The organism is Nitrobacter winogradskyi Nb-255, assembly GCF_000012725.1.
GTDB classification, from domain to species: domain Bacteria; phylum Pseudomonadota; class Alphaproteobacteria; order Rhizobiales; family Xanthobacteraceae; genus Nitrobacter; species Nitrobacter winogradskyi.
Genome location: NC_007406.1, coordinates 940,720 through 959,657, shown reverse-complemented (window position 1 = coordinate 959,657; position 18,938 = coordinate 940,720). Strand labels below are relative to the sequence as shown.

Below are 18,938 nucleotides of genomic sequence, written 5' to 3'. Positions count from 1 at the left end.
AGTCGAGCGCAGGAGTTCAGAGCAGGCAGTCGTTGTGGCGACCCAGAACTCTGCGGGAGTAATAGTCGAATGCCGCGCTGTGGCGCTTCGGCTTGGAGATCCAGTCATGCGCTTCGCGCGCCAGGTTCTCCGGGATCGGCTTGATCTCGCCGGCGGCCATGGCCAGCAACTGCATCTTCGCCGCGCGTTCGATCAGCATTGCCAGAACGCAGGCCTCTTCGATCGTGGCCCCGGCGATCAGTTGCCCGTGATGGGATAGGAGGATGGCTTTCTTGTCACCGATCGCTTCGGCGATGATTTCGCCTTCCTCGTTGCCGACGGGCACCCCGGGCCACTTTTCGAGGAACGCGACGTCACCGTACAGCGGACACAGGTCCATGTGGGACACCACCAGCGGCACCTCCAGCGTCGACAGCGCCGCGATATGGAGCGGATGCGTATGGATGATGCAGTTGACGTCGGGCCGCGCACGGTAGAGCCAGCTATGAAACCGGTTTGCCGGGTTGGCCATGCCGCCGCCATCGAGGACGTTAAGATCCTCATCGACGAGAAGGAGGTTCTGCGCCCTGATCTCGTCAAACCCGAGGCCGAGACGCTGGGTGTAATACGTTCCTGGCGCCTCAGCGCGGCACGTGATCTGGCCGGCCAGACCGGAATCGTGGCCGCCTTCGAAGAGAATGCGGCAGGTCAGAGCGAGCTTCTGGCGATCGGTCCAGGTATTCTCCGCGATCGCAACCTTCATCCGGCTTTCGGCCAGCTTCACAAGCTCGTCTTTAGGCGCAGTCATCGTGCTCATTGTAGACTCCTTTCAAATTCATCCCGGTATCGCCGCCTGCTGGACGAGCCCGCGCTCCTCGACGCCCCTCGAAGCTTCCCAGGTCTTCGAAGTGGATGCGCCGGATCGCGGAGGCGGTCTTCAGCGTTGCAGGCAGGCCTCACGTCATAGGGATGGAACTCGGCGGCGACAGCGCGAATAGATTGCTCCAACCTTCTCATTGCTATCATATCGGTAACCGGCCTATCTTATAGTGCCAGTTTTGATACAGGAGATAGGCCGGTTGGGATCACGCCATGATCTAAAGCTTGAACTGACCGGTGACGGCGAACGACCGGTGTTTATGAACATCGCTTATTCGATCATTCGGGAGATCGAACGCGGCCGCCTTAAACCCGGCGATCCGCTTCCGGGTACGCGGGCCCTGTCGACGAGTCTCAAGGTTCACCGCAACACGGTGGACGCCGCCTATCAGGAACTGACCATGCAAGGCTGGCTCGTGGCCAGACCGTCGCGGGGGACCTTCGTCGCGAATGACCTGCCGGAGCCGGCCGGTGGCGAAACTCCGCCGCCTACGCTCCGGGCGCCACTCGATCCCGCGGGCGGCACGGCGCGTCCAATGCTGCGTGTTTCGGACGGCGCACCGGACGCACGGCTCATGCCGGCCACCCAGCTGGCAAGGGCGTTCCGAACTGCGCTGACGTCGCCGGCCTTCGTCGGCGGCGGCGATTACAGCGACCCTCGTGGGGCCATCAGGCTGCGCACGGCCCTGTCAAGCTACCTCATCTCCGAGCGGGGGCTAACCGCCTCGGCGGATGACATGATGATCACGCGCGGTAGCCAGATGGGTCTTTACCTCGCTGCCGCGGCGCTGGTTGAGCCGGGCGAAGCGATCGCGGTGGAGGAGCCGGGGTATCCGCTTGCATGGTCCGCCTTTCGCGCCGCGGGCGCCCGAGTGGTCGGCATACCGGTGGATGCGCATGGGATCGATGTCGATCGGCTGGCGGCGATCGCTGATCGCGAGCCTGAGCTGCGCGCGATCTATGTGACGCCGCACCATCAATATCCGACGACCGTCACCCTCGGCGCAAGCCGCCGCCTCAAACTCCTCGATCTCGCACGTCGCAAGCGGCTCGTCCTGATCGAGGACGATTACGATCATGAGTATCGCTTCGAAGGACGGCCGGTGCTGCCGCTGGCGGCGCGCGTCGAAGCAGAGGGCGTGGTTTATCTCGGCTCTCTTTCCAAGCTGCTCGCCCCGGCCGTGCGCGTGGGGTACGCGATTGCCGCGCCAGCCGTCCTGACTCGTATGGCCGATCGACGCGAGGCCATCGACCGGCAGGGCGACGTGCCGCTCGAACAGGCGCTCGCCAGCTTGATAGAGGACGGCGAACTGCGCCGACACACCCGGAAGGCCCGCCGCATCTATGGGGAAAAGCGGGATCTGTTTGCCGCAGCTATCCGTCGCGAGCTTGGCCAACACGTCGCCTTCGACCTGCCGGCAGGCGGACTCGCTTTGTGGCTACGCCTGCGCGCCGGGCTCGATGCGGAAACCTGGGCAGCGAACGCGGCGCAGGTCGGATTGGCGGTGTCGTCGGGTGTCAAATTCGTGCTCGACGCAGCGCACGCACCGCATGCGTTTCGGCTCGGCTATGCCAGCCTGACCGAGATTGAACTGAGCCGGGTTGCCACTTTGTTGAAGAGGACGATTGACAGATGATTTATGACTGTCGATCGCACGCTTAAGCGATAAAATTGGTTCACCCATGTCGCGCACAACCGTGAAGCCGCGTAGCAACAGGACACTCGCCGATCTCGCTGCGACGGCGCCGAATTGCCGGGCGTCGTTTTCGGATCGTGGAGATTGTACAATCGCTTCATCCGCTAGAGCGGGATGAGGAAAAGTGTGTAGCGGTTTTCGCCCGCATCCCGCGTCTCAAAATATTGGAATCGATCACGTTCATGGTTTTGGATCGATTCGATCCAAAACCATCGTGATCTAGAGCCGGCCCGGTGTGTTTGACCGCGACTGGCCTCGTCCCAATGGGAGGTAGTATCGGATCAATGCCGCCTATCTGCAGGCTCGCTCAGACTGTGAACAGCCTCCCGAGGCTCCACAGCTAGGGCCCGCCGCCCGCAAGGAAGCCGTATTCTGGAAGGCGCCGCTGCGCGTCCGGAGACATCAGGTAAAGCGCGAAGCGATAAGCAGATTCCATGCGATCTTCATTCTCGCTTGTCGCCGGTATCGTCAGCCCGTAGTTGATGGGTATCGCGAGAGGTTGAGGCACCTCGACCCGCGTGATCGGAACATCCGACGGCTTCTTAGTGCCGGCACCGATATTTGTATGCGAACTACAATACCCGATAAAGACATCGGCCTCGTGCCGCGAAAAGAAATAATGGATCGCGGTTTCGCCGGCGGGCACTTTAGGGCTGGTTGGTCCGCCAACCAATTGCCGCGCATTCTTGATGAGCGCCTCTTTCGCGCCGGCGCGTACGGTCTCCGCTCGATCGAAAAATTGCAGGGCGTAATCTCCCCCTGGATCAGCGCCGGGCGTCGATGTGCCGATCTTGATGGACGGATCAAGCAATTTGTCGAGCACAGTGTCCTGCGTGAGACCAAGCTCCGCGCGGCCGGTCACGCATAGTCGGTTCCTGGCGAAGATGACGGGAGGTGTCCCGGCGCCTTTCTCGTAAAGTCGCTGCGGATGCTCCATGTTGGCGGAAACATACACGTCCGCGCCGCCCTCTTTCTGAATCCTGTTTAGTAGCAGGCCCGCGGGGCCAAACGTGAGTTCAAACCTCTGACCCGTCGCTTTTGTATAATCATCGGCAATCGCGGCAAGGACGCCGCGTGTGCTTCCGGCAGCAAAGACCCGCAACGTGGCTGCTTGTTCCTGCGCATCCGCGCAATACGCCTCGACCGACGTCAGGATGAGAATGCCTGCACATGCGGCTGAGACGGCTCGGATTCTCATAGTTCAACCTGTAGCGAGGCACGAATAGTTCGCGGCGCGCCCAGGATGCCGGTGGCTGAACCTGTCGCGTTATATCCGTTCTGGGCGGCCGGCGTCTCGTTTGCCCAATAGTGGAGATCCGTGACGTTGAAAACGTCAAACCTGAACGTGACCGGCTTGCCGGCAATGAGCTGCGCATAGCGCATGCCGAGATTGAGTACAGCATAGTCCGGGACAAAGGACGTATTCGCGTAATCGGTCGGACGGTTCGTCCCATAATTGACGTTCGCGGTGAACGTCAGTCCTTGAACAGAAGGAACATGATACTCGACCAGACAGTTCATGACGAACTGTGACAGGCCCAGAATGCGCCGCCCCTCGGTCTGGGGCGAACCCATATTATGGAGCCGAGGATCAATGAAGGTCATTCCGCCGAACACCGTCCATTCATCATTGATGGCCCCAGACGCCATCAGTTCAACGCCACGATTGATCTGAGTTCGTTTCATGGAGAAAACGTTATCCGATCCGGTGTAGGCATAAGGTCGCTCAATTCTGTAGAGCGCGGCATTCAAGTTGAAGCGCCCGAAATCGAACTTGGCGCCTAACTCATACTGATTGCTGCGAAATGGGGCCAGAGCTTCGCCCTGATTAACTGTTCCGGCCGGAGCACTGTCGCCTTGCTGCAAGCTGTTCGCGTAAGTGACATAGGTCGTCACGTTCTCCCCGGGTTTGAACATAATGCTGCCGAGCGGACTCCATCCGCTGGCGCTGTATCCGCCTGTGACGCCGCCCGCGTTGTTGTAGTTGGAGGTTTCGATCCAGCTATTGCTGACTGCGGCCAGTATCGACCATCTTTCGTTGAGAGCAATGGTGTCGCCCAGCGTGACAGATTGCTGGAAGGTGTATACGGAGCGATAGCGGTCCTTGAAATCCGGAAAATTTGGCTCGCTGAAGATCGAGGGATTGCTGAGGCTAGCGCTGCCGACTGTGATCGCGCCTCTTCTGAACGGCGTGTAGCGATTCCAAAGGAAACCATTGGTGGCGAGAAACAGATCGTGCTTGATCGAACTCGTCTCAAAGCGGCCATTAAGGGCGGCTTGATTGCTGTCGACGGTATCGAGACTAAAGGTCGTCGTGGCCGCGGTCGTCACGTAATTTCCAGCGTTACTCCTGATTGTATTTGTCGGAACCGTCGAAGCGCGATCGCTGGTGTTACGCGAAACGGCCGCGGAGAAGCGCCAGTTCTCATTGATGTCATGTTTGATGCGCGTCGGAACCGATTGATTCCAATCTTGCCGACCAGATACGTGTCTAGCGCCCGACCGATATTGGTTGATGCGGACGGAGTGCTGTAGCCAAAAGGGCTCGAAGTATTTTCGGAGAAGCCATGACTTCGACCGCGGAGCTGGTGCGGCTTATGGTGAGGGGACCGGTTTCAGGAATCCTTCCATTTAATCGAGCAGCCAAGGGACGGGTTTTGATCAGCCGGCGCCACACCGGTCCGCGCAATAGCGCGCATGGCTTCGACAAGCTCTCGGGGTGCCTCCGCGCGGGGCGGAGTTTTGCGGCCTTCGTCGAGCCGACCGCGGTACTTGAGCTTACGGTCGGCGCTGTAACCGAAGAAGTCCGGCGTACACACCGCCCCATACGCGCGCGCGACTTCTTGGGTCTCATCGTGCAGATAAGGAAACGGAAAGCCGTGAGTCTCGGCGAATTTCTTCATATTTTCAAATGAATCTTCGGGGTGACTCGCCGCATCGTTCGAACAAATCGCCACAAAACCAATGTCCTCCGACATGAGCACCCGCGCGTCCGCAACCATGCGGTCGATCACCGCTTTGACGTAGGGGCAATGGTTGCAGATAAAGACAACGACGGTACCATTTACGCCGGCAAGATCGTCCAGTCCATAAGTCTTGCCGTCGGTCGCCGGAAGCCGAAACTCCGGCGCAGGCGTATCGAAAGTGACTTGGGTGACCGTCGTCGCCATCTCGCATCTCCTTGTGACGAAAGTAAAGAATACATGTAATCCGGTTTCAAAGTTCGGCTCCTTTTCGGCGGCAAACGGGGAGCCTGGGTCTCTCAAGGAGCAAATCTTCCAGCCGTCGCGACCACTTGCAAGGCGAATACTGGTTAGGCGCGTATCAAGGCAGAATAGTATAGCTCACGCGAGCCGCCCATCCCAATTATCAGGCCCTCTCGCTGCGGAAGATGGGTCACACGATCGGCCGCGAGACCCACGGTCGCTCCAAGCAGGATCGCGGCGGGAAGCAGAATACGATGATCGCTGACGCCGACCAGATCGCGCGCGATGTGGGCTGCGATCAGGACGGCGAGCCTGATGGCCCGACCGGGACACCAAGGACGCCCGAGCGGTCACCGAGCAGCATGGCGTTGAGAGGCTTCGCGAGGAATACATCCCGCAAGCCCGGCAAAGAACGCGGTACAAGAACACGCAGCTGTTGCCAGGTGGTGCCGGCAATCCAATGCTGGTTACTCCGCTGCGATCGCGACGGGCTCGTGCGCCGCGCGGTCATCGACCTTGCGGATCGACCAAATGCTATCGACGGGCCCTTTCCTAATCCGATGCCTGGTGACCAATGCCATCCACGCGAAGAAGTTGGCTATAATGTCGGACCCGGACGCGTTAAAGAATGGATCGCACGCTATGGCGATCCACGTGATCCAAGCGTAGACGCAGTTGATTGGGTCGAGCGCATCCCCTTCAAGGAGAATCGTATCTACGTGCAACGCGTTATGGAGAACCTGCAGATCTACCGATCACAGTTCAGGACGACACCGCACCACACGATCGAAGCCGACATGAGAGGCGGGTAGCGGCGCGCCCTGAACGAACAGCTTGGCGTCGCGACACCCGGACAGGTTTCGATCGAACCCGACATTCGCCGACTGTGGAGATTTGAGGTCGGACAGAAAATCGAATATTCCGTCATCAGCGCGTCGTTGACCCAAAAATGCAAGGACTGCGCATAGACAAAAGCGCCGGTTCCGAGAGCGGCAGATGCCATAGGTCATAGCTCCGGGCGAAGGGCGAGTTGGCAACTGGAGCGAGAAAGGATTCGTGATGTCACAAAAGTATTCGCGCGCGTCGCGTTGCGCCGCCTTATTCGTCTCGGTGAATCTGCTTTTCACCCCTGTGGCCGAAGCCTGCACACGCTTCGTTTACCATGGCGCAGATGGTGAAGTGATCACGGCACGCTCGATGGACTGGACGGTCGATATCGGCACAAACCTCTGGGTATTTCCACGTGGCATGAAGCGATCCGGTGAAGCGGGACCAAACTCGATCCGGTGGACATCCAAATACGGCAGCGTTATCGCTTCCGGTTACGATATTTCGACCACCGACGGTATGAACGAGGCAGGGCTTGTGACCAACGTGCTATGGCTGGTCGAGTCCTCCTATCCAGAATACGACGGCAAGTCTCCTACCCTGTCGATCGCGGCCTGGGCGCAATATATGCTCGACAATTTCGCCACCGTTCGGGAAGCTGTCGATACGCTGGCCAAGGAGTCCTTTACGATCGTCACAAACAAGGTGCCGGGCCAGGACCGCCTCGCCACGCTGCATCTTTCGCTCTCTGATGCCACCGGCGACAGCGCCATCATCGAGTTTATCGGCGGCAAGCAGATCATCCACCACGGTCGGGACTTCCAGGTGATGACAAATTCACCGATCTTCGAGAAGCAGCTCGCGCTGAACGAATATTGGACGCAGATCGGCGGTACCGTGATGCTACCGGGCACGAACCGCGCTTCCGACCGGTTTACTCGCGCCTCCTTTTATGTGAATGCGATCCCCAAGACCGAGAAGCCGGTCGAGGCGATCGCAAGCGTGTTCAGTGTCATCCGCAATGTCTCCGTTCCGTTCGGTATCACAACGCCCGATCAGCCCAACATCTCCTCGACCCGCTGGCGCACCGTATCCGACCAGAAGCGCAGGCTCTATTTCTTCGAGTCGGCGCTCACGCCAAACATCTTCTGGGTCGACCTGACCAAGTTGGACTTTTCCGAGAAAACTGGAAAGGTGCTGAAACTAGATCTTGGTCCCGACCAGACGCATATCTATTCCGGGGTCGCCAACGATCAATTCAAAGAAGCCAAGCCCTTCAAGTTCCTCGGTCACTGAGAACCGCTATTCAATTTGATCGTTGAGGCTGCTCCTGTTTGATCGCCGCGGTGGTGGACGTTTCGTCCGCGTGGGTCACGCGCCTCTCTTCGCGGTCGGCGCAAGGCCACCGCATGATGGGGTCACGAAGGCGAAGGGTCATCTGTTCACGACCTTGCCGACCTTCCGACCGGCAGGCTCGAGACTTTCAACAAGATCGTCTTACCGTTCGTCCCTACGGGAACGAGCCGTTTCCACGGTTCGTCATTGAGGTCAGATGCGCGACTTTTTTAACGGATGTGCCGTAGCATCAGCATCGGCTCGATATTTTCGTCCAACAAAATCCATCATGTTGTCTATAAATTACACGCGCGGGTGCCTGTTGAGCTACAGAGGCAGGGGGAATCGCCGAGCCGGAGCTACTTAGGATTCGGGCTGAGCCGATAACAGCTCGGGGGAGCGGAATAATTCAGGAACAGGTGCCGCCACAAAGCCCGGCTCCCTCGGAGAGCCCGGCAAGGCGAAAAAATTTTATCGCTGCGGTACGACTGTTTCTATGCACCGGTTGTGCCGCCGTCGGAACCGTTGGCTGGTCACTATGTGAGCCGGCGCATGCGTTCGACCTTTTCGGTCTGTTCGATTCCGACAATCCGCCACCGATCAGCACGGCGGCATTGTCGTATCGCCTCGAAATCGAGGCCAGGAGCGCCGACGGCAAGAAGGACAGTGACGCCGTACAGGCGCTACGGGACGCGTCCGCGACCTATCGCCTCAGGCAGGCCCCGCCGACGGACGGCGAAGGCCTCGTGCGCCGCCTGCAGGCCGACATCAATCCACTGCTGGACGCCCTTTGGGGACTTGGACGCTACAACGCCAAGATCGACGTCACGATCGACGGGGTCCCCGTCACGCTTGACGAGATCGATCTCGCCGCCGCGGTGCATCGAGCGGAGAGCTTTCGCAATCGGGAGATCATTCCCGTCAAGGTCGTCGCGCGGCTCGGCCCGGTATTCAAGCTGCGCGCCGTTGATGTCGATTATCCGCGCGAGATGGCGCCGCAGCGGCTGCCGCGTCGCGCCTTCCCGCTGAAGCCCGGCGATCCGGCGATTTCCGCCGACCTGCGAACGGCGCAGCTGAAACTCATCGACTGGTTTCGCAGCAACGGTCATCCGCTCGCGAAGGTCGCGGACGTGAAAGCCACCGTGGATCATGCGGCCACCGCGATGGATTTTCGGTTGCGGGTCGAAGCCGGTCCCAAAGCCGGCATCGGCCATGTCGCGATTTCAGGCAGCGGGGATATCGATCCGCGCGTGGTCGCGACCCATGTCCATCTGCGCGAAGGCGAGCCTTACTCGCCCGAGCGCCTGGTGCTGATGAAAACCTCGATCGCCAGGATCCCGGCGATCGGCGGCATCCGCATCCGCGAGGGCGACGAGCTCGACGCCAACGGCAACGTGCCAATCTTCATCGACGTGACCGAAAGGCCGAAGCACGCGGCAGGTTTGTCGGCGCGATATTCAACCATCGACGGTCCCGGCGTCTCCACCTATTACGAGCACCGCAACCTGTTCGGCAACGCCGAGCGCCTGCGGCTCGATGCATCCGCCTCGCTGCTGCGGCGGCTCGATGGCTCCTCCTCCTTGAACTTCGGCGATATCCGCGCCTCCGATTTCGGCGGGCGGTTCACCGCGACGTTCCTCAAGCCGGGGCTTTACGGTACGCCCAACGACCTTCTCGTCGAGGCCACCGCCTTTCGCGAGCGCGTCGGCAACAACGACCTCGGCGGCTACACCAATGATGCGGTGCGCGGCACCGTCGGCGTGATCCACCGCTTTTCGGAGATGGCCTCGGTCCAGGCCGGTCTCCAGATTGAGCGATCGCAATCGCAGGACGTGCTCGGGCGGGTCGATGCGACGCTGATCGGCGTCGCTACCAGCGGACGCTATGATACAACCGACAACCTGCTCGATCCGACGCGCGGGGTGCGTCTCGCCGCGACAATCAACGCCTATTCGAAGCTGATGGGCTCAACGATCGATCTCTATGAAGCGCGGATCGCGGGCTCGACTTATTACGCACTCGACGAAGATGCCAACTATGTGCTGGCGGGCCGGTTGGCGGCAGGCTCGCTCGTTGGCGCGCCGCTGGCCCGCATTCCGGATGCGCACCGCTTCTTCTCCGGCGGCGGCGGCTCCGTCCGCGGGTTCATTTTCAACACGATCTCGCCGATGATGTTCGGCAAGATCATTGGCGGCCGCAGTCTGCTCGAAGGCTCCGCCGAGATGCGGGTGAAGGTCACGCCGACCATCGGCGTCGTGCCGTTCGTCGATTTCGGCACCGCCTCCAGTTCATCGCTGCCGAACTTCGACGAGTATGTCGGCTACGGCGCGGGCATCGGCCTGCGTTATCTCACACCGGTCGGGCCGATCCGCCTCGATGTCGCTACACCGTTGAACCCCCGCCCCGGCGACAGCCGCTGGGCAGTCTATGTCAGCATCGGGCAGGCGTTCTGATGCGCGCGCGGCGGACCATCATGCTCGCCGCTGCCGCAGCGCTCGGGCTCGCCGGCGTCACGGCGGCGGGCGTCGTTGCCTACAAGATGATCGGAGGGATCGGCGACAATCAGCAGGACCTTCTCGCCGGCCTTGTGTCGCGGACGCTCTCCACGCCGGCAACCCAGGTGCATATCGGGGCCGTGGATGGCGCGTTATCATCCGACGCCACGATCCGCGACGTGACCATCACCGACAAGGAAGGCACCTGGCTGAAGCTCGATCGCGCCCGCCTCGTCTGGCGGCGTACCGCGCTGCTGCTGGGACGACTGGAGATCGACCGCCTCGAGATCGGCACGCTCGAGATCCGTCGGAAGCCGCTAGCCGCGGACCAGCCCGTCGCAGAGCCCGAGCAGCCTGCCGTGGAGACCGGCCAGCCCGACACCGAACCGAGCGCACCGGCTGCACAGCCGGGGCCATCCGCAGCGGAGTCCAGCCAGTCGATCCTGCCCGATCTTCCGGTGAAGGTGCAGGTGAAGGCGTTCGATCTTCACGCGCTGGTGCTCGGTGAGCCGGTTCTCGGCAAGGCCGTAAGCGTCGCGGCGACCGGAAACACCGAACTGGGCTCGCCCTCGGAGGGGCTCGTCTTCAATCTCGACGCGACCCGCAAGGATTCCCCTGGCCGTTTCAAGGTGGAGCTTGCCTTCGTACCGAAGAGCAACGCCCTCACCCTCGACGTTTCTCTCGACGAGCCATCCCACGGACTATTATCCAAGCTCGGCCGGTTTCCCGACGAACCGCCGATCGCCTTCGCGCTTCGCGGCAAGGGTACGCTCGACAGCTTTCGCGGCGCGTTGAAATTCCAGGCCGGCCCCACCATCGATGCGACCGGCGCCATCATGCTCGACCGGAGCGGGACCGGCCGGGTTCTCGCGACCCGGATCAACGGTCATCTCGGACCATGGCTGCCGCCGCTTGCCGCCTCCGTCTTTGCCGGCGAAACCAGACTCGATAGCGCGACGCGCATCGGTGACGACGGCAGCGTGGCCATGGACGGGTTGACGCTCACCAGCCGTCTCGCCCGGCTCGAGGTGAAGGGCGCGCTCGGCGCCGACAAGATGATGGATTTCTCGGCGACCGTTCGCTCGCTGCCGAGCAACGGTGACGTCACCGAAACCGACCAGGGCTCGATCCGCAGCCTCACCTTCGACGGCCGCGTCAACGGCCTGGCGAAAGCGCCCCGCGTTTCAGCAAAGCTCGCGGTGTCCGATGCCCGTTTACCCGACGGCAACCTTGACGCGCTCGAAGCCTCGATCAACGTCATTCCAGACGCTGAACTCAACGACCTCGCCACGACCGTCGCGATCGACGCCAGCCTTCGCGCGTCCGGCATCGCGCTGCGAGACCCTGCTCTCGCGGCAGCAATCGGCGACAGCGCATCCCTCGTGCTCAAGGGCAGCACGAATCTCGGTGGCCAAGCAAAGATAGAGCGCCTGGAAGCCGGCACCTCCACCATTCAGGCTGCCTATACGGGTGAAGCCAGCCGGGACCGGCTGCGCGGTCATGCGACCGGCGCCGTGCCCGATCTCGGCCGCTTCGGCGGCCTTGCCGGATTACAGCTTGCGGGCGCGGTGAGGCTGGGCCTCGATCTCGACGGCGACCTTCGACGCGGCCGCATCGACGCAAAGCTCTCCGGCACCGGCGACCGCTTCGCCACCGGCCTTCCGGCGCTTGATGGACTTGCGGGACCACGCGTCACCCTCGCCGCCGATTTTTCGTCCGGCGGCAACGATACATACACGGTCCGCGCGGCTTCGCTGGACGCCGCCCATGTCACGGTTCGCGCCAAGGGAAGCCTGACCCGCGACGCAAGCGACCTCGCGGCGCGTATCGAGCTTCCGAATCTCGCGGCGACCGATGCGCGCCTGGCCGGCGTGGCGTCGCTCGACGCGCGGCTGACTGGAGGACTCGCGCATCCCGGACTATCGCTCACGGCGGCGCTGGATCACGTGACGACGATGCAGCGCCCGATCCCGCATCTGGGACTGAACGTCACGGTCGCCGACATCAACGGACCCTGCGCCATCGACGTCAGACTCGACGGCGCCATTGACGGCAAGCCTGCGCGCGGCATCGTTCAGGCGAGCCGCCGTCCGATGGAGCACGCCCCCAACACCAAGATCGATCAGGATGCGCGCAACAAGCCCGCGCCTGCCTTCGCGGGCTGGGACGCCAGGACCATCGACATCACTATCGGGTCGGTGTCGCTGAAGGGCGCGGGCACGATCGACGCGCAAAACCTCGCGCGCGGACAGCTTCGCTTCGCGGCCGACTCGCTGGCGGACATCGCACCGCTCGCCCTCATCGATCTTGCAGGCGCGGCTTCACTCGACCTTGCGCTGTCCGACGACGGCGGGCGGCAGTCCGTCCGCCTTGTCAGCAAGGGCACGGGGCTTCGGGCCGCCACCACGAAGATCCGGAACTTCGATCTGCGTGCCGAGGGCGACGATCTCTACAGCCGTCCGGTGCTCAACGCGGATGTCCGGATCAACGGCGCCGAGATCGGCGGCCAGGCGATCGCGAACGCAACCCTGAGCGCGAAAGGCAACGCCGACGCGAGCACAATCGGCTTGTCGGCCAAAGCCGCCGGCTTCAATCTCGATGCCGCGGGCGTGTTGACGCCGAAGGAGCGCATCCGGTTCGACCTCAACCGCTTTACCGCGAAACGCGGTGCCAGGACGATCGCCCTGCAGAGGCCCGCGAGCTTCACGCTCGACGACGGCACGGTGATGATCCGACATCTGGCGATCGGGATCGGCGGCGGTCGCTTCACGCTCGATGGCACTGCCGGCAAGGCACTCGACCTCAAGGCCGTGGCAAGCGCAGTCCCGCTCGCCGAAGCCGATGTCGCGATACCTGGCCTCGGTCTCGGCGGCACGCTCGATGCGTCGGCCGAAATCGGCGGTTCCGCAAGCTCGCCGACAGGACAATACAAGATTTCCGTCAAACGGCTCACGGCGCCGCAAGCAAGAAACGCCGGCGTACCGCCGATCGATATCACTCTGGACGGCCGTCTCGAAAAGACCCGCACGAAGCTCAACGCCACGGCCTCGGCAGGCAAGGCCGGCACCTTCACGGCGGCCGGCACCGTGCCGTTCGACGCCTCCGAAACGATCGCAATGACGGCTAAAGGCCGGCTTGACGCCGCCGTCGCCAACGCCATGCTGTCGGCTTCCGGCCGCACCGTTTCCGGAATCGTGCAGCTTGATGCCCGCGTGAGCGGCACGCGCGCCAAGCCTCAGGTCGGCGGCTTTGCCGCCATGAGCGGCGGCAGCTTCCGCGATAGCCAGGTGGGAATGCGGCTCGACGCCATCGAGGCAAAGGTCACCGCTGAAGGTGAGCGCATATCCATAGAGCGGCTGAGCGCGACGACCCCCAACGGCGGCGCGCTGTCCGGTTCCGGCCAGATTCGCATCGCGCCCGATGCGGGCTTTCCCGGCACGGTCTCGATCCGCGGGAAACAGGCGACGCTCGCGGCGAGCGCGCTCGCGACCGCTCGGGCGAATCTTGACGTCAACGTCACCGGCGCGCTTGCGCGCGATCCGAAGATAAGCGGCCGCGTCGATCTCACTCATGTCAGCGTCGATATTCCAGAACGGCTGCCCTCGACGCTGAAGCCGATCGACGGCATCGACCACGTCAACGCCACGGGCCAGGCCGCCGTCCGGCTCGCGGCGGCGCGCAAGGCGGAAGCCGCGGAGAAGAGCAACGGCAAGGCACGCCAGGCGCTTTTCAACGCCGCGCTCGACATTACCGTCTCGGCACCGAACCACGTTTTCGTGCACGGCCGTGGCGTGAACGCGGAACTTGGCGGCTCCCTTCGCGTCGGCGGCACGACCAACAAACCCGTCACCAAGGGCGCATTCTCGCTTTATCGCGGCAAGATGACGGCACTGGGAAAGACGCTGAACTTCACCAAGGGAAATCTCTCCTTCAACGGGGACCTTGCGCCTGAACTCGATTTCGCGGCCGAGATAGAAGCCTCCGATATCACCGCACAGATCGGGATTTCGGGCCCGGCGGCCGCACCTGTTTTTGCCTTCACGTCGCGACCCGAACTGCCCCAGGATGAAATCCTGTCACGCATCCTGTTCCAGAAGGCGTCGGGTAACCTGACGACGGCGCAAGCCCTGCAACTCGCACAAGTGGCGGCGCAGTTCGCAGGCGGCGGCGATGGGGTGCTGGACCGCATGCGCCGTTCGCTCGGCGTCGACAGTCTGGATGTGAGCGTCGGATCGGGGGGCGGCCCAATGGTGGGCGCATCACGCGCGATCGGCGACAGGCTGAGCGTCGGTGTCCGGACCGGGGCAACCCCCAGCCAGTCCGGCCTCTCGGCCAATGTGGACGTGACGCGCCATATCCGGGTGGAATCCGATGTCGATGCGAGGGGCGCGACATCGATGGGAGTCGGCATGAAGTTCGAATGGTGAGGTAACACTGATTTCTGATGTCCGAGGCCAAGGTGAAGCGAACTATGAGATGAGATGTGCAATCATCAGCAAAGCGCTCGATGATCCGCAAAGGTCGTTTCACTACAGCCTCGACATCAAGGATGTCATCGTTGATAAATCCATCGCCGTTGTCCGGCTGGACTGGACCTTGAGGATATCTCCCGGAGAAGCGATCAGCACAGAAACCGGCTTGGACATCTTTCGCAAAGAGAGCGACGGACAGTGGCGCATCATCCGATACATCGCCGAATAATCACGAAAGCTCACCATTCACTGCCGCCGTAAAAATGGATGAGCAGCCCAGACAGCAATCGCATGAAGTGGGTTCCGGCTAGAGCGGAGTTCCGGTGTCGGCCCGCTCGACGAGGAGACCCTGGCGCTGATCCAGCGCGCCCAGCCGCTGTCGGTTCCGCCGCCGGACGTGCCCGGCGAGACGTTGGAGTTGGTCGTGCCAGTGCAATTCTTTCTGCGCAAATAAGGAGGACGAGAAAGGAGGAAACCGCGATGAAACGAACATCCAGGTTCGCTGTTGGCATCCTCGCATCCGTGTCGCTGCTGGCCGCCTCCGACAACGATATTCTTCCGTTACAAGAGCGCGTGGAAACTGTGGCCGACAAGTCCGAACTTGACGAAGTTTACGAAACGGAGCGACACCTGTTCTACGCCGCCTGCACCCGCGCGCGGGATCAGCTCCTTGTCTCGGGCGTTGATCCGGCATCCGAGTTCTTCTCGGACTTTAAATAGAGCTGAGTATCCTGGGAAATTAGCTTGCGAACCTGGTTTCGCGTGCCAGCTTGATCGGTGTTTCACCTCGGGGTTTTCTGTTTCCAGTCCCCCAGGTGTTCTCGATTTTCCCTTCTTTCGCGAGCTTGACGCCAATATCCTTTACGTTGGTTGTCATTCGGCCTGCGATATTGACCCTCTAAGCCGGGGGATCGGCGTCCAAAATTGACCCCCTGAAGGTTGGTCTGTTGCGCTGCCTGCTTTGTAACGAAGCAGGTGGTGGGAGATGCTGGTCGTGGAGACGATTGCGCGGATACGGCGCGAACACTTCATCAAGGGCAAGACGATCAGGGCGATCGCCCGCGACCTTAAGGTGTCCCGGAACACGGTCCGGAAGGTGCTGAGGTCGGGAGAGACCTCGTTCGAGTACTGTCCGTCGTCAGATGAATTGAGACTGTTCCGGGGTCACGGGAACGGAGGTTCTGGCTCATCTGGGTTTGAGGTTAGGCGGCCTGCAGGTGATGCTGCAAGCGTCTTTGGTGGATGGTCTGGCGTTTGATCCTTTCGCGTTCGGTGAGGATGGTCTGCCCGCGGCCGAAGTAGACGTCAGCGGGCGTGAGATTATCGATGCTCTCGTGATAGCGGCCGTGATTGTAGTGCTCGACGAAGGCCGCGACCTGCCGTTCAAGGTCGCCGGGCAGATAGTAGTTTTCCAGCAGGATGCGGTTCTTCAGGGTCTGATGCCAGCGCTCGATCTTGCCCTGCGTCTGGGGATGATACGGCGCGCCGCGAACGTGTTTCATGCCCTTGCCGTCGAGCCAGGTAGCGAGTTCGGCCGAGATGTATGAGGCGCCGTTGTCGCTCAACAGCCTCGGCCGATGCGCGACCGTGATCTGGTCGAGCCCCGATGCCGCCAGAGCCAGATCGAGCGTGGCGGTGACGTCATCCGCCCGCATCGTGGCGCAGAGCTTCCAGGCGACGATGAAGCGGGAGAAGTCGTCGAGCACGGTCGAGAGATAATACCAGCCCCAACCCGTGATCTTCAGGTAGGTGAAGTCGGTTTGCCAGAGCTGGTTGGGCGCTGTCGTCTTGTCCTTGAACTCAGACGCCGCCTTGATGACGATATAGGCTGGGCTGGTGATGAGATCATGAGCCTTCAGCAGCCGATATACCGACGCCTCCGAGACAAAGTAGCGCTTCTCGTCGGTGAAGCGCACCGCCAGCTCGCGCGGGCTCAGCTCCGTTTCGCGCAGCGCCAGCTCGACGATCTCGGCCCGGATTGGGTCAGGAATCCGGTTCCAGACACGATCCGGCCGCGAGCGATGATCGGCCAGAGCCTCGATCCCACCGGTGAGATAGCGATCGTACCAGCGATAGAACGTGGCGCGCGGGATGCCGAGCTTGTCCAGGGTTCGCCGTGCCGGCAGATGCGAGGCCTCGACCAGGCGAATGATCTCGGCCTTTTCGGATGCAGGATACCTCATGTGTCGTCCTCCCCATCCGCGAGCATGCTTTTTTTCAGCAGGCGGTTTTCCAGGGTGAGATCGGCCACGGCCTCCTTCAGGGCCTGCGCCTCACGGCGCAGCTCTTTCACCTCGTCCGACGTCGCGGCGCGGGCCGTGTCACCAGCGAGACGGCGCTTGCCGGCGTCGAGGAACTCCTTCGACCAGCCGTAATACATCGACGAGGCGATCCCCTCGCGCCGACACAGCTCGGCGATGCTCTCCTCGCCGCGCACGCCTTCCAGCACGATGCGGATCTTCTCTTCAGCCGAGAACTGCCGGCGCGTTGCCCGGCGGATGTCCTTCACGACCTGCTCTGCCGGTGCTTTCTCCGGCCCGGATTTCTGTCTCATCTGCGCTCCAAATTGGCTGCGATGATCCAGAAATCCTCCCTTCCCGAAAACCCCTAAACTGTCTCAAGAGCCCTGACGGCGGACAGAAGTAGACGTCGGCAGGTGTAACGTTGCCGATGCTCTCGTGGTAGCGGTCATGATTATAGTGTTCGACGAACGCGGCGACCTGACGTTTGAGGTCGTCCGGTAAATAGTAGTTCTCAAGCAGGATGCGGTTCTTCAACGTTTGATGCCAACGCTCGATCTTGCCCTGAGTCTGAGGATGATACGGCGCTCCGCGCACATGCTGCATGTCCTTGGCCCTGAGCCACGTGGCCAGATCATCCGCGACGTAACTCGAACCATTGTCGCTGAGAAGCCGGGGCCGCTGCCTGACGCTGACGTGATCCAGACCAGAGGCGGCCAGTGCCTGATCGAGCGTAGCCGTGACGTCGGAGGCACACATCGTGGGACCTAACCTCCAGGCGACGATGTAGCGCGAGAAGTCGTCGAGCACCGTCGATAGATAGTACCAGCCCCAGCCGGTGATCTTCAGGTAGGTGAAGTCGGTCTGCCAGAGCTGGTTGGCGGCGGTGGTCTTGTCCTTGAACTCGTTCGCCGCCTTGATCACTACATAGGCCGGACTGGTGATGAGGTCGTGCGCCTTCAGCAGCCGATAGACCGAAGCCTCCGAGACAAAGTACTTTCTCTCGTCGGTAAACCGCACGGCGAGCTCTCGCGGCGATAGTTCCGGAAGCTCCAATGCCAGGTCGATGATCTGGCCGCGGACGTCATCCGGGATACGATTCCAGACCCGATCCGGTCGAGAGCGGTGATCTGCCAGGGCCTCAATGCCGCCCGCGCGGTAGCGATCGTACCATCTATAAAACGTGGCGCGGGGGATGCCGAGCTTGTCCAGCGTGCGTTTGGCCGGCAAATGCGACTGCTCCACCAACGCGATGATCTCGGCTTTCTCGGACGCAGGATACCTCATGCCTCGTTCTCCCCATCCCCGTTCATGCTTTTTTTTAGCAGACGGTTCTCCAGGGTGAGATCGGCGACGACTTCCTTCAACGCCGAGGCTTCCCGACGAAGATCTTTCACCTCGCCAGAGGTTGCGGCACGTGCCGTGTCGCCCGCCAACCGGCGCTTGCCGGCTTCCAGGAACTCCTTGGACCAACCGTAATACATCGAGGCGGCGATGCCTTCGCGGCGGCAAAGCTCGGAGATGTTCTCCTCGCCGCGCAGTCCTTCCAGCACGATACGGATCTTCTCCTCCGCCGAATAATGCCGGCGCGTCTGCCGTCGGATGTCCTTCAGCACCTGTTCTGCCGGCGCTTTGCCTGGTCCGGATTTCTGTCTCATCTGCGCTCCAAATTGGCTGCGATGATCCAGAAATCCTCCCTTCGGAAAGTCCCTCAATTTGTCTCATGCGTGCTGACGGCGAACAGCCGCACAGGTTGGATGCGAATGTCCTGGGGATGGCCGAAGCGCGGAGTATCCATAACGCCAGA

Annotated in this window: 11 protein-coding genes and 3 pseudogenes; 8 read left to right on the top strand and 6 right to left on the bottom strand. The window is 61.7% G+C overall.

Annotation, left to right across the window (positions count from 1 at the left end; genetic code table 11):
- Window positions 1–16: 16 nt before the first annotated feature.
- Window positions 17–796: an aldolase gene (locus tag NWI_RS04585; protein ID WP_011314187.1), complete on the bottom strand. Its 780-nt coding sequence runs from the start codon at window positions 794–796 to the stop codon at window positions 17–19.
- Between the two features lie 322 nt (window positions 797–1,118).
- Between NWI_RS04585 and NWI_RS04580 the strand changes: the two genes are divergently transcribed.
- Complete coding sequence (locus NWI_RS04580) at window positions 1,119–2,495, top strand: PLP-dependent aminotransferase family protein (RefSeq protein ID WP_049750621.1); 1,377 nt, start codon at window positions 1,119–1,121, stop codon at window positions 2,493–2,495.
- Window positions 2,496–2,895: 400 nt separating this feature from the next.
- Here the strand turns inward: NWI_RS04580 and NWI_RS04575 are convergent, their stop codons facing one another.
- The 3 genes from NWI_RS04575 to NWI_RS04565 all read right to left on the bottom strand — a co-directional run bounded on the left by NWI_RS04575 (window position 2,896) and on the right by NWI_RS04565 (window position 5,725).
- Complete coding sequence (locus tag NWI_RS04575) at window positions 2,896–3,753, bottom strand: extracellular solute-binding protein (protein WP_011314185.1); 858 nt, start codon at window positions 3,751–3,753, stop codon at window positions 2,896–2,898.
- Window positions 3,750–5,000 carry a TonB-dependent receptor gene (locus tag NWI_RS04570; protein ID WP_347335904.1) on the bottom strand — a complete coding sequence of 417 codons (1,251 nt, stop codon included), beginning with the start codon at window positions 4,998–5,000 and terminating at the stop codon, window positions 3,750–3,752. Before NWI_RS04570 ends, NWI_RS04575 begins: the two co-directional genes overlap by 4 nt.
- A 170-nt stretch (window positions 5,001–5,170) precedes the next feature.
- Window positions 5,171–5,725, bottom strand: a complete 555-nt coding sequence (locus NWI_RS04565; RefSeq protein ID WP_011314183.1) for a thioredoxin family protein — start codon at window positions 5,723–5,725, stop codon at window positions 5,171–5,173.
- A 632-nt stretch (window positions 5,726–6,357) separates the two neighbouring features.
- Here NWI_RS04565 and NWI_RS16710 point away from each other — a divergent pair.
- From NWI_RS16710 to NWI_RS17460, 7 genes and pseudogenes are all read left to right on the top strand, one after another.
- Window positions 6,358–6,573, top strand: a pseudogene (locus NWI_RS16710) (lytic transglycosylase domain-containing protein); the annotation flags it as partial.
- 247 nt (window positions 6,574–6,820) lie between these two features.
- Window positions 6,821–7,885: a linear amide C-N hydrolase gene (locus tag NWI_RS04550; RefSeq protein WP_011314181.1), complete on the top strand. Its 1,065-nt coding sequence runs from the start codon at window positions 6,821–6,823 to the stop codon at window positions 7,883–7,885.
- Between the two features lie 653 nt (window positions 7,886–8,538).
- The gene (locus NWI_RS04545) at window positions 8,539–10,377 is read left to right on the top strand and encodes an autotransporter assembly complex protein TamA (protein ID WP_244374978.1); all 1,839 of its coding nucleotides are present in this window, start codon (window positions 8,539–8,541) and stop codon (window positions 10,375–10,377) included.
- Window positions 10,377–14,846 (top strand): translocation/assembly module TamB domain-containing protein, encoded by a 4,470-nt coding sequence (locus NWI_RS04540; protein ID WP_011314179.1) that lies wholly within the window; start codon window positions 10,377–10,379, stop codon window positions 14,844–14,846. Before NWI_RS04545 ends, NWI_RS04540 begins: the two co-directional genes overlap by 1 nt.
- A 49-nt stretch (window positions 14,847–14,895) precedes the next feature.
- Window positions 14,896–15,120: a hypothetical protein gene (locus NWI_RS04535; protein WP_011314178.1), complete on the top strand. Its 225-nt coding sequence runs from the start codon at window positions 14,896–14,898 to the stop codon at window positions 15,118–15,120.
- 251 nt (window positions 15,121–15,371) lie between these two features.
- Complete coding sequence (locus NWI_RS04530; protein WP_148203775.1) at window positions 15,372–15,611, top strand: hypothetical protein; 240 nt, start codon at window positions 15,372–15,374, stop codon at window positions 15,609–15,611.
- Window positions 15,612–15,876: 265 nt separating this feature from the next.
- Window positions 15,877–16,020: pseudogene (locus NWI_RS17460) on the top strand (IS21 family transposase); the annotation flags it as partial.
- A gap of 73 nt (window positions 16,021–16,093) precedes the next feature.
- On the opposite strand, the gene NWI_RS04525 reads toward NWI_RS17460, so the two are convergent.
- A protein-coding gene (locus tag NWI_RS04525) for an IS3 family transposase (protein ID WP_148203761.1) occupies window positions 16,094–17,445 on the bottom strand; the annotation gives its coding sequence in 2 pieces (ribosomal slippage) (window positions 16,094–17,109 and window positions 17,109–17,445; 1,353 coding nt in all).
- Between the two features lie 58 nt (window positions 17,446–17,503).
- Window positions 17,504–18,789: pseudogene (locus NWI_RS04515) on the bottom strand (IS3 family transposase); the annotation flags it as partial.
- Window positions 18,790–18,938 lie beyond the last annotated feature (149 nt).